Annotated in this window: 16 protein-coding genes; 9 read left to right on the top strand and 7 right to left on the bottom strand. The window is 56.3% G+C overall.

The annotated features are described in order from the left end of the window. Positions 1 to 46: 46 nt before the first annotated feature. Positions 47 to 1,144 (top strand): alpha/beta hydrolase, encoded by a 1,098-nt coding sequence (locus tag AC2FD8_RS03085; protein WP_496853358.1) that lies wholly within the window; start codon positions 47 to 49, stop codon positions 1,142 to 1,144. A 52-nt stretch (positions 1,145 to 1,196) separates the two neighbouring features. Here AC2FD8_RS03085 and AC2FD8_RS03080 read toward each other — a convergent pair whose 3' ends face one another. Genes AC2FD8_RS03080 through AC2FD8_RS03070 form a run of 3 tightly spaced genes read right to left on the bottom strand, consistent with a single transcriptional unit; the run spans position 1,197 to position 3,477 of the window. After that, positions 1,197 to 1,784 (bottom strand): Smr/MutS family protein, encoded by a 588-nt coding sequence (locus tag AC2FD8_RS03080; protein WP_496853359.1) that lies wholly within the window; start codon positions 1,782 to 1,784, stop codon positions 1,197 to 1,199. Further along, positions 1,784 to 2,821, bottom strand: a complete 1,038-nt coding sequence (gene mltA, locus AC2FD8_RS03075) for a murein transglycosylase A (RefSeq protein ID WP_496853360.1) — start codon at positions 2,819 to 2,821, stop codon at positions 1,784 to 1,786. Before mltA ends, AC2FD8_RS03080 begins: the two co-directional genes overlap by 1 nt. After that, positions 2,818 to 3,477 carry a Tim44/TimA family putative adaptor protein gene (locus tag AC2FD8_RS03070; RefSeq protein ID WP_496853361.1) on the bottom strand — a complete coding sequence of 220 codons (660 nt, stop codon included), beginning with the start codon at positions 3,475 to 3,477 and terminating at the stop codon, positions 2,818 to 2,820. The genes mltA and AC2FD8_RS03070 overlap by 4 nt, the downstream gene beginning before the upstream one ends. Before the next feature lie 108 nt (positions 3,478 to 3,585). On the opposite strand from AC2FD8_RS03070, the gene AC2FD8_RS03065 reads away from it, so the two are divergent. Beyond that, positions 3,586 to 4,086, top strand: coding sequence for an FxsA family protein (locus AC2FD8_RS03065; protein WP_496853362.1), 501 nt, complete (start codon positions 3,586 to 3,588; stop codon positions 4,084 to 4,086). Between the two features lie 54 nt (positions 4,087 to 4,140). Beyond that, positions 4,141 to 4,650 carry a protein-export chaperone SecB gene (gene secB / locus AC2FD8_RS03060; protein ID WP_496853363.1) on the top strand — a complete coding sequence of 170 codons (510 nt, stop codon included), beginning with the start codon at positions 4,141 to 4,143 and terminating at the stop codon, positions 4,648 to 4,650. A gap of 27 nt (positions 4,651 to 4,677) precedes the next feature. On the opposite strand, the gene dnaQ is transcribed toward secB, so the two are convergent. Genes dnaQ through AC2FD8_RS03040 form a run of 4 tightly spaced genes read right to left on the bottom strand, consistent with a single transcriptional unit; the run spans position 4,678 to position 7,412 of the window. Further along, positions 4,678 to 5,400, bottom strand: coding sequence for a DNA polymerase III subunit epsilon (gene dnaQ / locus AC2FD8_RS03055; protein ID WP_496853364.1), 723 nt, complete (start codon positions 5,398 to 5,400; stop codon positions 4,678 to 4,680). Next, positions 5,393 to 5,986 carry a dephospho-CoA kinase gene (gene coaE, locus AC2FD8_RS03050; RefSeq protein ID WP_496853365.1) on the bottom strand — a complete coding sequence of 198 codons (594 nt, stop codon included), beginning with the start codon at positions 5,984 to 5,986 and terminating at the stop codon, positions 5,393 to 5,395. The genes dnaQ and coaE overlap by 8 nt, the downstream gene beginning before the upstream one ends. After that, positions 5,983 to 6,816, bottom strand: coding sequence for a shikimate dehydrogenase (locus AC2FD8_RS03045; RefSeq protein WP_496853366.1), 834 nt, complete (start codon positions 6,814 to 6,816; stop codon positions 5,983 to 5,985). The genes coaE and AC2FD8_RS03045 overlap by 4 nt, the downstream gene beginning before the upstream one ends. Then, complete coding sequence (locus AC2FD8_RS03040; protein ID WP_496853367.1) at positions 6,813 to 7,412, bottom strand: Maf family protein; 600 nt, start codon at positions 7,410 to 7,412, stop codon at positions 6,813 to 6,815. The genes AC2FD8_RS03045 and AC2FD8_RS03040 overlap by 4 nt, the downstream gene beginning before the upstream one ends. A 403-nt stretch (positions 7,413 to 7,815) precedes the next feature. On the opposite strand from AC2FD8_RS03040, the gene hemJ reads away from it, so the two are divergent. From hemJ to AC2FD8_RS03010, 6 genes are all read left to right on the top strand, one after another. Next, positions 7,816 to 8,265 (top strand): protoporphyrinogen oxidase HemJ, encoded by a 450-nt coding sequence (hemJ, locus tag AC2FD8_RS03035; protein WP_496853368.1) that lies wholly within the window; start codon positions 7,816 to 7,818, stop codon positions 8,263 to 8,265. A gap of 135 nt (positions 8,266 to 8,400) precedes the next feature. Next, complete coding sequence (gene rho, locus AC2FD8_RS03030; RefSeq protein WP_170462843.1) at positions 8,401 to 9,672, top strand: transcription termination factor Rho; 1,272 nt, start codon at positions 8,401 to 8,403, stop codon at positions 9,670 to 9,672. Positions 9,673 to 9,702: 30 nt separating this feature from the next. Then, positions 9,703 to 10,989, top strand: coding sequence for a tRNA uridine-5-carboxymethylaminomethyl(34) synthesis GTPase MnmE (gene mnmE, locus AC2FD8_RS03025; RefSeq protein WP_496853369.1), 1,287 nt, complete (start codon positions 9,703 to 9,705; stop codon positions 10,987 to 10,989). A gap of 12 nt (positions 10,990 to 11,001) precedes the next feature. Then, positions 11,002 to 12,870 carry a tRNA uridine-5-carboxymethylaminomethyl(34) synthesis enzyme MnmG gene (gene mnmG, locus AC2FD8_RS03020; RefSeq protein ID WP_496853370.1) on the top strand — a complete coding sequence of 623 codons (1,869 nt, stop codon included), beginning with the start codon at positions 11,002 to 11,004 and terminating at the stop codon, positions 12,868 to 12,870. Next, entirely contained in the window at positions 12,867 to 13,478 is a 612-nt protein-coding gene (gene rsmG, locus AC2FD8_RS03015) for a 16S rRNA (guanine(527)-N(7))-methyltransferase RsmG (RefSeq protein WP_496853371.1), read from the top strand. Before mnmG ends, rsmG begins: the two co-directional genes overlap by 4 nt. Next, the gene (locus tag AC2FD8_RS03010; protein WP_496853372.1) at positions 13,471 to 14,274 is read left to right on the top strand and encodes a ParA family protein; all 804 of its coding nucleotides are present in this window, start codon (positions 13,471 to 13,473) and stop codon (positions 14,272 to 14,274) included. Before rsmG ends, AC2FD8_RS03010 begins: the two co-directional genes overlap by 8 nt. Positions 14,275 to 14,284 lie beyond the last annotated feature (10 nt).

The raw sequence follows: 14,284 nt of genomic DNA, 5'->3' as shown, positions 1-14,284 counted from the left end.
AAATTGATAACCGTGACTCAAACTCCGTTTCTTTGAGGGTTGAGCCGTGTTGCGTTTGAGTATTGCCTTTCTTGCCGTTGCCACACTGGGCGCTTGCGTCGACAGAACCGCACAGGTGACTGTGCCATCTGCCCTGAACGTGGGAACAGCGGAAACCGTCTACGCGGCGACAACCCGGGGGCGGAACCCCGACGGGACATTCAACGCCGACCGGGGCGATCGGGTGCAGTACCATAAAATGACGGTCTCGATCCCGCCGAACCGCACGCCGGGATCGCTGGAGTTTTCGTATGCGAACCCAAACCCGGAAAAGCAGTTCGTTCTGGCCAACACAACAGACCTGTCCGGCCCGCGTGAGCTGGCAAACCAGCTACGCGGACAGGATGATGTGTCGATCTTTGTGCACGGGTATAACTCGACCCACACCGAGACCGCGTTTCGCGCGGCGCAGTTGGCGCATGATCTGGACATCCCCGGATCAGTCCTGATTTATTCCTGGCCCAGTCAGGCGCGCGGGGCAGGCTATGCCTATGATCTGGACAGTATGCTGTTTGCCCGCGACGGGCTGGAAAAGACAATCCGCGACCTGAAATCCATCGGCGTGAAACGGGTTGTGCTGGTCGCCCATTCCATGGGTGGCGCCCTGTCGATGGAGATGATGCGTCAAGCCGAGCTGCGCGCGACGGGCTGGTCACGGCGCAACCTTGATGGCGTGTTCCTGATCTCACCCGATCTGGATATTGACGTGTTTCGCTCGCAAATGGACAGCATAAAAACTCCGCCCGATCCCTTTGTCGTGATGGTATCGCAAAAGGACAAGATCCTAAATATCTCGGCCCGGATTCGCGGTACACCGGGGAGTGAACGGCTGGGCAATATCAGTACGACCGAGGCGCTGGCCGACTATCCGATCGAAGTGATCGACGCGACCGCGTTCAACAGCGATGCCGAGTCCTCGCATTTCGTTGCTGCAACCTCACCCGCCTTGTTGTCGCTGCTCAGTTCGGCCCGGCGTGTCGGGAACACTCTTGGAAACCGCCGTTCAGGGATCGATCTTTTGATCCCCGGCAGCCAACGCAACCCCTCGGGTGCGACAGAGGTGGTTCTGTCTGAGACCGGGCAAGCGCAGGTCGCCAATCAGTAGGGATCAAGGGCTTGCCAGAGGGTCTCTGGCTTTCTCGGTCGTCGGGCGCAGTCTAGCGGACCCGCCTTAGATAGATGTAATAGGCTCCGTCTCCGCCGTGACTGATATGCGCAGGTGTCACCTGCATCACCGCCTGCGCCAGCGGTGGGATCGACAGCCAATGTGGCACCTGATTACGCAAAACACCGCGTGGGGTCGGGATCGGTCCCGGCTCGTCGCGGTCTTTTCCCTTGCCCGTGATCACCAGAACCAGACGTTTGCCCTGCGCCTGCGCTGTCAGCACAAAGCGCACGAGCGCCGGATGCGCGGTGTCAATGCGCATCCCATGCAGGTCCAACTTGCCCTCGGGTTTGAGCTTGCCGCGTTTCATGCGGCCAAAGGCCTTGGTGTCCATCTGAACGGGGGCCGCGCGCAGCGTCTCGGTGATCGACGGTTTCAAGCGATTGGCAGACGGCTTGGAGGGTTGGTTCTGCCCCAGTTCAAACGCCTCGATCCGGGGTTTTGGCAGTTTCTTGGGCGTCGGTTTCGGCAGGGTTGTCGGATGCACGGTCTGAGGGATCTCAGGGTGCAGCCGCTCAGCCTGTTTGGCGACCTTGCGCCAAAGATCGATCTCGTCGCTGGTCAGTTTGCGCCGGGTCATCAGTAGTCATCCGTCGCCATGGCGTAAGCACGCTGGATCGGCAGCAATACGATCATGCGACCGGGGTCTTTCAATCGACCAGCGACTTGCCCGGCCTCATCGCCTGTTCCAAAGAAGATATCAGCCCGCTGCGCCCCCTTGATCGCCGCGCCGGTATCTTGCGCGATCATAAGGCGGCGCATAGGTTTCTTGCCGTCTTTCTCAACCCAGACCGGCGCACCCAGCGGCGTATAGGCCGGATCGGCCGCGATGCTGCGCATGGTCGTGATCGACCGGTTCATTGCGCCCAAGGGCCCAAGTTCCGGCGCAACCCGGCTGACCTCGCGGAAGAACACGTAAGATGGGTTGTGGAACAACAACTCAACCCCGGCTTCGGGGTTTTTGCGGACCCATGCCTGGATCATCTGCGCGCTGACCGCGTGGGCACCCAAAGCACCACGCCGGACCAGCTCAACCCCGATCGAGCGGTAGGGCTGCCCGTTCGCGCCGCCATATCCCACGCGCAAGGCACCTCCATCGGGCAGGCGCACCCGGCCAGAGCCCTGAATTTGCAGAAAGAACAGCTCAACCGGGTCATCGACCCAGGCGATCTCAAGCCCGCGGCCCTGCATCACGTCGCTGGTCAGGATCTCGCGCCGGCTGAGCCACGGCCCATCGCGCGCCTCGGGCGGCATCTTGTAGATCGGATATTTGAACCGATCCGTCCGGGTTCGGGAGCCGTCAAGCTCGGGCTCAAAATACCCGGTGAATAGCCCGTCCTTGCCGTCTTCGACCAAAACGGGTCGGAAGAAGAGTTCAAAGAAGGACCGCGCGGCATCCCCCTCATAAGTCCGGGCCACGCCGCACAAAGCGCGCCAATCCGGGTCATTCAGATCACCGCAGGTGTTCAGAAAAACGGAAAGGGCCGCGCCGTGGTCATCCTCGGCCCAGCCCTGAAGGTCATCAAACGACAGAACGGATCGCGTCGCCTCGGCTCCGGCGGCGCTGGCAGTGGTCATCGCACCCACCAGAATAAGCGACCGGAGCGTGGCAATCATGCGTCCGTGGAAACAAGCAGCCAGTTCGGATCGTCCTTGCCCATCACGCGGGCAAAGGTCCAGCTGTCCTTTTGGCGTTTCACGGTGTTCGGGTTGCCTTCGATGATGTCACCACCGCGATCCCGCACAACCGAGGTCAGCTCACCAATGAATTTCATGGTGATCTCAGCCTCATTGGTGTCTTTGTCAAAGGACACTTCGGTCAGGGTGGTTTCACGCACGCCGATAAACTCGGCCTCGATCGTCAGGCCCTGATCTTCGCGCGCGGATACGACCGAGACAAAGGTTTCGAACACATCTTCGGCGAGGAAGGGCTGGATCTCATCCAGATTGCCTTTCTCAAACCCCATTACGATCATTTCATAGGCGCCACGGGCACCCTGGACAAATTCACTGACCGAAAAGCTGGGCTCTATCCGCTTCATCGCAGCCAAAGTCTGCGCCTGTTCGCTGTCTTCAGGAACATGGTCGGTGATGTCATGATCCGGACCACCTTCGATCACCTCGAAATCACGACGGGACGCGCCCGTGTCGGGCTGTTGCGGAACGGGGGGCTTTTCGAAACCTTCACGCGTTCCCAGCACGCTTTTCAAACGCAGGATCAGGAAAACGGCAATTCCGGCCAGTACCAGCAGCTGGATCATGGGTTCGTTCATTTCATCCTCTTTTCAGAACCGAGACTTTGTGTACGCGGCCTCCTGCCACTATGTAGGTGACAGTTGGTGGCAAGTCCACAGTTCGGCCATAGGTAAAGGATAACGCAAATGTACCTGTTCTTGGCATTTTTATTGGTTCCGATCCTCGAAATCGCCCTGTTCATCCAGGTTGGAGGGCTGATCGGCCTGTGGCCCACCCTTGCCATCGTGGTTCTGACGGCGGTTCTGGGCACCACATTGGTGCGGACACAAGGTCGCATGGCGCTGGGGCAATTGCAGCAATCTTTCGCCACCCTGGACGATCCGACCGAGCCTTTGGCCCATGGCGCAATGATCCTTTTGTCCGGCGCGCTGCTGCTGACACCCGGCTTTTTCACCGATGCCGTCGGATTTGCGCTGTTGATCCCCGGCGTGCGGGTCGCCGTTTTCCGCTATCTGAAGACCAAAATCACCGTGGCGCAGTTCCAGATGGGACCCGGCGCAGGCTTTCAGCAGCCGCGCGGACCATCTGACCAGGACGACGTGATTGACGGAGAATTTACCGAGGTGCGCCCGCGCAAGGACCCCTCGAAACCGTCAAAATGGGTCGAAGGCCCCCACCAGCATTGAGGTGCCGCGCGCAACTTGCTAAGCAGTGTCGAATTTCATTTTTGGAGTAGATCCATGGCCGAAGAAAACGCTGCAGAAAACACTGCGGCCCAAGCCGCCCCTCAGGTTCAGATGCGCGTTCTGGGACAGTTCATTCGCGATATGTCCTTTGAAAACGTCATGGCACAAAAAGGCGTGTCCGGTGACGTACAGCCCGAGATTCAGGTTCAGGTGAATCTGGACGCGAAAAAGCGTCAGGTCGAGCATCAGTATGAAGTTTCGATCAAGCTGAAGCTGACCTCGAAAGCCAAGGGTATGGACGATGTCCTGTTCCTATGTGAGCTGGACTATTGCGGGCTGTTCCACGTGGAAGGCGTGCCAGAAGATCAGCTGCACCCGTTCCTGATGATCGAATGCCCGCGCATGCTGTTCCCGTTCCTGCGCCGTATCGTCAGCGACATCACCCGCGACGGTGGCTACCCACCAGTGAACCTGGATACCATTGATTTTGTTGCGCTTTACCGCAACGAGCTGATGCGCCGTCAGGCCGCTCAGGCGGAACAGGCCGAGCAGACCGACGCCTAAATCCCTTGAGACCCGTGCCTGACCGGATCAGGCGCGGGTCCACAGGGCGCTTTCGCCCAGTTTCTCGACAAATGTCTCATGCGCTGCGCGCTCATCCTCGGTGATCCGGGATGGCAGCGGTGTCGCGCGCGGTGTCGGACGCCAGTCATCTGCACCCCCCGCGCCAGACGCGGCCGAAGTGGACAGGCCGAAATCCGGCTGGCGACCACCGATCAACTCAAGATAGACCTCGGCCAAAATCTCCGAGTCCAAAAGCGCGCCGTGCAGCACGCGGTTCGAGTTGTCGATATTGAACCGCCGGCACAGCGCATCCAACGAAGCCGGAGAGCCCGGAAACCGCTTGCGCGCAATGGCGAGCGTATCAAGCGCCTGATCCATCGGAATCGGCGGCATACCCATCCATTTCAACTCGGCGTTCAGGAACTTCATGTCGAACGACGCGTTGTGGATCACGAGTTTCGCATCGCCGACAAAATCCCGAAACCCCTGACCGACTTTGGCAAAAACCGGTTTGTCTTTCAGCGTCACCTCACCCTTTTCAGGCGGGCGCGGCGTGTCCAGCAGGTCAGGGCCAATGCCATGCACGCCAAACGCCTCTTCCGGCATACCGCGTTCGGGGTTGATATAGACATGATAGGTCTCACCCGTGGCCACGTGATTCCACAGCTCGACCGCGCCAATCTCGACGATCCGGTCACCGCTTTCAGGATCAAAGCCCGTGGTTTCGGTATCGAGTACAATCTCACGCATTAGCCGTCCCCGCCCGTATCTGCCTGACCACATCCTGCACCTGCGCGCGAGCATGGTCCAGTGTGTCGGTGTCGATCACATAGTCCGAGCGCGCGCATTTCTCGTCATTCGGCATCTGCTTGGCGCGGATCTGTTCGAATTGCGCCTCGGACATTGTGCCGCGTTCCATCACACGACGCTTTTGTTCGTCAGGCGATACCCGAACGCAGGCAACCGCATCCATCGCGTCCCCACCGCCCGTTTCAAACAGAAGGGGGATATCGAAAACCAGAATATCAGCCGCAGCACTTTCGCGAAACGCGGCACGATCTGCAGCGACCAGAGGGTGAACGATCCCCTCGATCCGTTTCAACGCAGAACTGTCTTCCGAGATAATCTGTTTCAATGCCTCGCGGCTGACCGCGCCCTCAACGATAGCCAAGGGAAAAGCCTCACCCATTGGTCCAACCGCCAGGCCACCTTTGGCATAAAGACGATGGACCGCCGCATCCGCATCCCAAAGCGCGCAACCTTCATCGACGAACATCTGCGCCGTGGTGCTTTTGCCCATCCCGATTGAGCCTGTCAGGCCAAGCGCAAACCTCATGCCAGCACGACCGCGCGCAAGTCGTCATTGACCTCGGGGCGCACGCCGAACCAGCGTTCAAAACCCGGCACTGCCTGATGCAGCAGCATGCCCAACCCGTCGACAACGGTGCATCCAGCCTCTTCCGCTGTCTCCAGCAGGTTGGTCTTGAGCGGCGCGTAGACCAGATCGGTCACCACGGCGCCCGGCTGCAATCCATCCAATGGCACCCGCAACTCGGGCTGACCTTGCATGCCCAAAGACGTCGTGTTGACCACAAGTTCCGCGTTTTCGATCACGTTGCCGGCCTGCACCCAATCCAAAACGGTGATGCGCTGGCCGAATTCTTCTTTCAGATGATCGGCACGGGCGCGGGTCCGGTTGGTCAGCAGAATCTCGGGCACGCCCGCATCCGCCAGCGCCTGTAACACGGCGCGCGCCGCTCCGCCCGCGCCAAAGACAACGGCGGGGCCATCCTTGGCGTTCCAATCCGGTGCGCCAGCGCGCAGGTTCTCCATGAACCCGTATCCATCGGTGTTGTCCGCATGGATCGAGCCATCCTCGCGGAACACCAGCGTATTCGCGGCCCCGATCACGGTCGCCCTGTCCGAGACATGGTCGGCAATGCGCAACGCAGCCTCTTTATGCGGAACCGTCACGTTGGCCCCCACAAAACCGGCCTTGGGCAGGGTGCGCAGGACGGTTTCAAGATCAGCCGGGGCGACATCCATGGGAATGTAGTGCCCTTCCAGCCCGTAGGTTTTCAACCAATGCCCATGCAATTTAGGCGAGCGGGAATGGCCCACAGGGTGACCGATCACTCCGGCCAGAGGAATCTTGTGGTCCGTCATTGATCTATCACCCCTTTGACAGCCAGATAATTTAGCAGCTCCAACAGTGGCATACCCAAAACGTTAAAGTAATCACCGTCAATGGTCGCGAACAGGCGCACGCCTTCTTCCTCAAGCTTATATGCGCCCACCGCGTGGCGGATGCTGTCCCAGTTGCGGTCGACATAGTCTCGCAGGTAGGCGTCCGAGCTCATCCGCATCCGCAGGCGCACTTGACCGACATGGCGCCAGATCGGCTCTCCATCCTGATAAATCACCGCCGCTGACAACAGCATGTGCCGTTTGCCCCGCATCATCTTCAACTGGGCCAAGGCGTCCTCGGGCGTCTGAGGCTTTGACAGCAGCTGCCCGTCGAAATCCAGAACCTGATCACAGCCCAGCACCATCGCTCCGGGTGTCTTGTCACTCACCTTGCGCGCTTTCATTTCCGCCAGCGCATCGGCAATATCACGCGGCGAGGCGGCTTCGGCCAACAAGGCACGCTTTATACTATCCTCGTCCACGCGGGCGATCTGAACAGAGAAAGGCACGCCTGCATTTTCCAGCAGTTGCGCACGAATAGAAGATCCTGAGGCCAGGACGATGGGGACAGACATGTGGACAACCCCGTGGGCAAATTGTTGAGCGGTCTTGGACGCTTTGTATGGTTTTCAGATTGACACGCAAGCCCGGGAATTTCGCGAAAAACTTCCCTGAGTCGCTCAAACATCATCCAATCGGGGTAAGGATAACTTGGAAACAGCGGATAACCGGGAAATCTGGATTTATTCAATGTGTTATCCCCAGATACATCCTCGGAATTGAGAATTAAGATACTGTTTTACAATAGTTATTTCTGAAATTCACAGAATCGTTCAAATCCTGCTCAAAACTGTCCACCTGGGGAAAACCAATGAGTAAAAAAGTAATCCACGGATTTTGCCCACCCTACAAAACCATCTTCCTTTCTTCTTTCTTCTTTTTTTATTAGGAGGGTTCCGAGCAGCACCCGGAGCCAAGATGACTGATCTTCTTTTCACGATTTACCCGTGGGTGAAGGCACTTCATATCATGGCAGTGATTTCGTGGATGGCAGGTCTGTTCTACCTACCCCGTCTGTTCGTCTATCACGTAGAAAAGGCGCAAGAGGTTGATGGGGCCGAGACCATCTTCTTTGAAATGGAAGAAAAGCTGCTGCGCGTGATCATGCGCCCTGCGATGATCGTGGCCTGGGTTTGTGGTCTGATCATGGTGTTCACGCCCGGTATCGTCGGCTGGGATTTTGCATGGCCGTGGCTCAAAGGCGCAGCCGTGATTGGCATGACCTGGTTTCATCATTGGCTGATGGCCCGCCGCAAGGATTTCGCAGAGGGGCGAAATAAGCTCACTGGGCGGCAGTATCGCATGATGAACGAGGTTCCGACTGTTCTGATGGTTGTCATCGTTCTGGCGGTCATTCTGAAGTTCTGAGGGCCATTCCAACAAGGGCCTGTTTGACTCCGCAGATCGACGCAACTATGTAGGGGTCAACACGCCCGTCCGGGCGGCGTCTTTTCCGTACTGAAATTCCACTTCGAGCCGCAGTCTGCGGTGAAGGTATGCATCATGTCCAATGAATCCCTGAATCTGGCCGATCTGAAAGCCAAAAGCCCCAAAGACCTTTTGGCGATGGCCGAAGAGCTGGAGATCGAAAACGCCTCGACCATGCGCAAAGGCGAGATGATGTTCCAGATCCTGCGCGAACGCGCGGATGAAGGCTGGACCGTTGGCGGTGACGGCGTTCTGGAAGTACTGCAAGACGGCTTCGGCTTCCTGCGCTCGCCCGAGGCGAACTATCTGCCGGGTCCTGATGACATCTATGTCTCGCCTGACATGATACGTCAGCACTCGCTGCGCACCGGCGACACGGTCGAAGGTGAGATCAAGGCACCCGACGATAGTGAGCGTTATTTTGCGCTGACCAAAGTCACCAAGATCAACTTTGAAGATCCTGAAAAGGCCAAGCACAAAATCCTGTTCGACAACCTGACGCCTCTGTACCCCGATGAGCGTCTGAAGATGGAAATCGAAGACCCAACCATCAAGGACAAATCGGCCCGTGTGATCGATCTGGTCTCACCGATTGGTAAAGGCCAGCGGTCGCTGATCGTGGCGCCGCCGCGGACCGGTAAGACGGTGATCCTGCAGAACATCGCGCACTCGATCGAACAGAACCACCCGGAATGTTACCTGATCGTCCTGCTGATTGACGAACGCCCGGAAGAGGTGACCGACATGCAGCGCTCGGTGAAGGGTGAGGTTGTGTCCTCGACCTTCGACGAACCTGCAACGCGCCACGTGGCCGTGTCCGAGATGGTGATCGAAAAAGCCAAGCGTCTGGTCGAACACAAACGAGATGTTGTTATCCTTCTCGATTCGATCACAAGACTTGGTAGAGCTTTCAACACCGTAGTCCCGTCCTCGGGCAAAGTTCTGACCGGTGGTGTGGACGCGAACGCACTGCAACGGCCCAAGCGGTTCTTTGGTGCTGCGCGGAACATTGAAGAGGGTGGCTCGCTGACCATCATCGCCACCGCGCTGATCGATACCGGCAGCCGGATGGACGAAGTTATCTTTGAAGAATTCAAAGGCACGGGTAACTCGGAAATCGTTCTCGATCGCAAGATCGCAGACAAGCGCGTGTTCCCGGCGATTGACATCCTCAAATCCGGTACACGGAAAGAGGATCTGCTGGTGGACAAGGGCGATCTGGCCAAGACCTTCGTTCTGCGCCGTATCCTCAACCCGATGGGCACCACAGACGCAATCGAATTCCTGTTGTCGAAGTTGAAACAGACAAAGACAAACGGCGAGTTCTTCGATTCGATGAACACCTGACACAGGTTTTAAACGACGCGAGGCCTTCGAATGGATACGATATTCGCCTTGGCCAGCGCGCAGGGCAAAGCAGGGGTGGCGGTCATTCGCCTTTCTGGTCCTGACGCGCATCGTGCAGCGGCCGGTATGACCGGCGGCGCGCTTCCGGCGCGTGGGATCTCTCTGCGGGTTTTGCGGGATTCTGACGGGGCTCGGCTGGATGATGGGTTGGTGCTGACGTTTAAGGCTCCGGCCAGCTTCACTGGCGAAGACGTGGCTGAGTTGCAGATTCATGGAAGTACGGCCTCGGTCAATGCTGTCATGCGCTGCTTGTCGGAAACGGATGGTCTGCGCCTTGCCGAACCGGGGGAGTTCACACGCCGTGCTTTGGAAAACGGCAAGATGGACTTAGCCCAGGTCGAAGGCCTAGCTGATTTGATCGACGCCGAGACGGAAGCGCAGCGCAAACAGGCGCAAACGATCCTCGCCGGCGAGTTGGGAAACCTGGCTGAGCGCTGGAGGAGGGACCTGATCCGAGCGGCCTCTCTGTTGGAGGCCGTGATCGATTTTGCCGACGAAGAGGTTCCAACCGACGTCACCCCCGAAGTGCGCGACCTGATCTCGGGCGTGATGGCAGATTTGAAGCGCGAAGCAGATGGCGTACAGATCGCGGAACGAATCCGAACCGGGTTCGAAGTTGCAATTGTGGGCCTTCCTAACGCGGGCAAGTCTACCTTGCTGAATGCTCTGGCAGGGCGAGATGCTGCCATCACATCAGAATACGCGGGGACGACGCGGGATGTCATCGAGGTCCGTATGGATCTGGCTGGACTTCCGGTGACGCTGCTGGACACCGCCGGGCTGCGAGATACTGATGACCATGTCGAAAGCCTTGGTATCGCATTGGCCAAGAAACGCGCTGAAGCTGCCGATTTGCGTGTTTTCCTGTCTGACGCGCCGTTGGACCTCGGTGTCGATATTCAGCCAGATGATATTCAGGTGGCACCGAAAGCAGATCTTCGTAAACCCAAAGACGGTGGGGTTTCCGGGAAGACGGGTCAGGGGATTGATCAGCTAGTATCCAACATATCGCGTGTGTTAGGTGAACGAACCACAAGCCATGGTATTGCAACACGAGAACGCCATCGTCTCGCTTTGATTAAAGCACTGGACGCTTTGACTGCCGCAATGTCGGTTCTGGAATCGGGTCCAGACATGTATGATATAGCAGCAGAAGATATGCGCACAGCGATCCGCGCACTTGAATCTTTGGTAGGAAGAATTGGTGTTGAGGATCTGTTGGATGAAATATTCTCAAGCTTCTGTCTGGGAAAATAGGGAGTGTTTCACGTGAAACATTCAAACTTCGATGTTGTCGTTATTGGCGCGGGGCATGCGGGCACCGAGGCTGCGCATGCCGCCGCCAGAATGGGTGTTTCGACAGCCTTGATCACTTTGTCGGCGGCAGATATCGGTGTGATGTCCTGCAATCCTGCAATCGGAGGTCTGGGTAAAGGCCATCTCGTGCGTGAGATAGATGCTTTGGACGGCGTAATGGGCCGTGTAGCAGACCAGGCTGGAATTCAGTTCAGGTTGCTGAACCGTCGAAAAGGGCCAGCAGTTCAAGGCCCAAGGACACAAGCGGATAGGGCGCTTTACCGAGCAGCGATGCAAAAGGAAACGGATAGGCAGGAAAACCTGTCTGTCCTAGTTGGAGAGGTCGTAGACTTTCTGATGAATCGCGACCGTGTTGTTGGCGTGAGATTGGGTGATGGATCTGAAGTTTCAGCCCAATCTGTCATCCTTACGTCAGGCACATTCCTTCGAGGCGTGATTCATATCGGTGATGTCTCGCGGCCAGGTGGTCGGATGGGGGATCGCCCTTCCGTCAAATTGGCTGAGCGCCTGGATTCTTATGATCTTCCGACCGGACGTCTAAAAACGGGAACCCCGCCGAGGCTGGATGGACGTACCATTGATTGGTCGGGGCTAGAGCGTCAGGATGGGGACGATGAACCAACCTTGTTTTCGTTTCTATCGACATCGGTTGTAGCGCCTCAAATTTCGTGCGGGATTACCCACACGAATGCCAAGACTCATGAGATAATTGAAAAAAACCTTAGTAAGTCAGCGATGTATGGCGGGCATATTGATGGGGTGGGACCCAGATATTGCCCGTCAATCGAAGACAAAATCGTTCGGTTTGCAGATAAAGAGTCGCACCAGATTTTTCTGGAACCTGAAGGTGTGGGTGATCACACGATTTACCCCAACGGCATTTCAACGTCGCTGCCGCAGGATGTACAACTACAATATGTTCACTCGATCAAAGGCCTGGAGAGTGCGGAAATATTGCAGCCCGGCTACGCCATCGAATATGACTATGTGGATCCGCGTGTCTTGTCAGCTTCATTGTCACTACCTGAGATTCCAGGCCTATATCTAGCCGGTCAAATCAATGGAACCACAGGATATGAGGAGGCCGCAGCGCAGGGCATGGTCGCCGGTCTTAACGCAGCTTTAGCTGTTCAGGGTAAGGACCCGATCCATTTCACCCGCGCCGATAGCTATATTGGAGTAATGATAGACGATCTAACGACCCGGGGCGTCGCAGAACCGTATCGGATGTTTACCTCCCGTGCGGAATTCAGATTATCGCTGCGCGCAGATAATGCGGATCAGCGTTTGACGCCAGTAGGCCTCCAACTGGGATGTGTTGGTCGTCTGCGTCGTCAGGCGTTCAACAAGAAAATGGAACACTTGAGTGCCGCGAAATCGCTTCTGACCGATAGGACATATACGCCGAAGGAGGTCTTGGTCGCTGGCATCAACGTTAATCAGGACGGCAATCGGCGAGATGGTATGGCGATTCTGGCTTTTCCGGACGTAGATTTTGAAGATCTGCTACCTTTGATACCTGAATTGGACACGGTGACGTCAGACATCAGACTTCAGGTTGCTCGGGATGCGCTTTACGCAAACTATATTGCGCGCCAACAGCGCGATGTCGAAGCTATGAAAAGGGATGAAGCTCATGAGATTCCCCGGGACTTTGATTATTTTGCATTGGATGGCCTGTCATCCGAAATGAAACAAAAGCTTTCGCAAGCAAAACCCGGAAATATCGCCCAGGCCAGCAGGGTGGAAGGCGTTACTCCTGCAGCCTTGACCTTGGTGCTGGCAAAGCTCCGACGTGATCAAAAAGTTAAACAAGCATGAAGCCAGAGTTTTCCAAGTTTGATGTTTCACGTGAAACATTTGATCGGCTGGATACATATGTGGAGCTGGTGAAACGCTGGAATCCCAAGATCAATCTGGTCTCAAAGAACAGCCTGGAGGACATCTGGGATCGACACATTTTGGATTCCGTTCAGGTGTTTCGTTGTGCATCGGCTGTAAGCACATGGGTCGATATTGGGACCGGAGGTGGATTTCCGGGGATGGTCTGCGCGATCATGGCACTGGAAGAATCGCCCGACACACGTTTCCAATTCGTTGAAAGCGATCAGAGAAAATCCGCTTTTCTGAGAAATGTTGCCCGTGAATGCGGGGTGAGTTGTCAGGTTATCTCGAAACGAATCGAATCTGTTGACCCGCTTGATGCAGACATTCTGTCGGCCCGCGCATTGGCGGATCTGCGTACGCTATTGTCCTTTTGTGATAGGCATTTAGGAAAAACGGGTACAGCTTTGTTGCCGAAAGGCGCGAACTGGAAAAAAGAACTGTCAGAAGCTCAGGAAGAATGGAAATTCAATGTTGAGCCGATTACAAGCTTAACAGAACCCCAAGCCGTTATCCTTAAAGTTAAAGGAGTATCCCGTGGTTGATCTTTCTCGTCCTTCAGGGCCCCGGATAATTGCGGTTGCCAATCAGAAGGGCGGTGTTGGAAAAACGACGACGGCGATCAATTTGGCTGCTGGTTTGGCCGAGGCCGGTTGTCGGATTTTGGTTGTTGATCTAGATCCTCAGGGCAACGCTTCGACCGGGTTGGGTGTAGAAGACCGGGATTGGACCACGTATGATCTTATTCTGGATGATGCACCGCTTGAGGCTGTCGTTCAGGAGACTGAAATAGATGGTCTTTTTGTCATTCCAGCGACTGTAGACCTGAGTTCGGCGGATATCGAACTGATTTCAAACGAAAAGCGCAGCTACTTGTTGCATGATGCTTTGCGGCAAACCTCAATAGATGGGTTTGAGCTGGATTTCGTGTTGATTGACTGCCCCCCGTCCTTGAACCTACTGACGGTCAACGCGATGGTTGCCTCGCATTCTGTTCTTGTTCCATTGCAGAGCGAGTTCTTTGCCTTGGAGGGTCTGTCCCAACTGATGCTGACGATACGAGAGGTCCGCCAAACTGCGAATCCGGACCTGAGAATCGAAGGTATTGTGTTGACTATGTATGACAACCGCAACAACTTGTCCCGTCAGGTCGAAAAAGACGCGCGTGACAATCTGGGCGAGATGGTCTTTAAGACCAAGATACCCAGAAATGTGCGGGTCAGTGAGGCACCGTCTTACGCGTTGCCGGTTCTGCAATATGATTCGGGCTCGCTTGGGGCGATGGCATATCGTCATCTGGCTAGGGAAGTCATGCATAAGAACAACAAAGTCGCCGCTTAAGCGACAATGA

This window comes from Ruegeria sp. YTSC192 (genome assembly GCF_059609705.1).
Note: the sequence above shows the minus strand (reverse complement) of the source record. Positions and strands in the feature narration are given on the sequence as shown.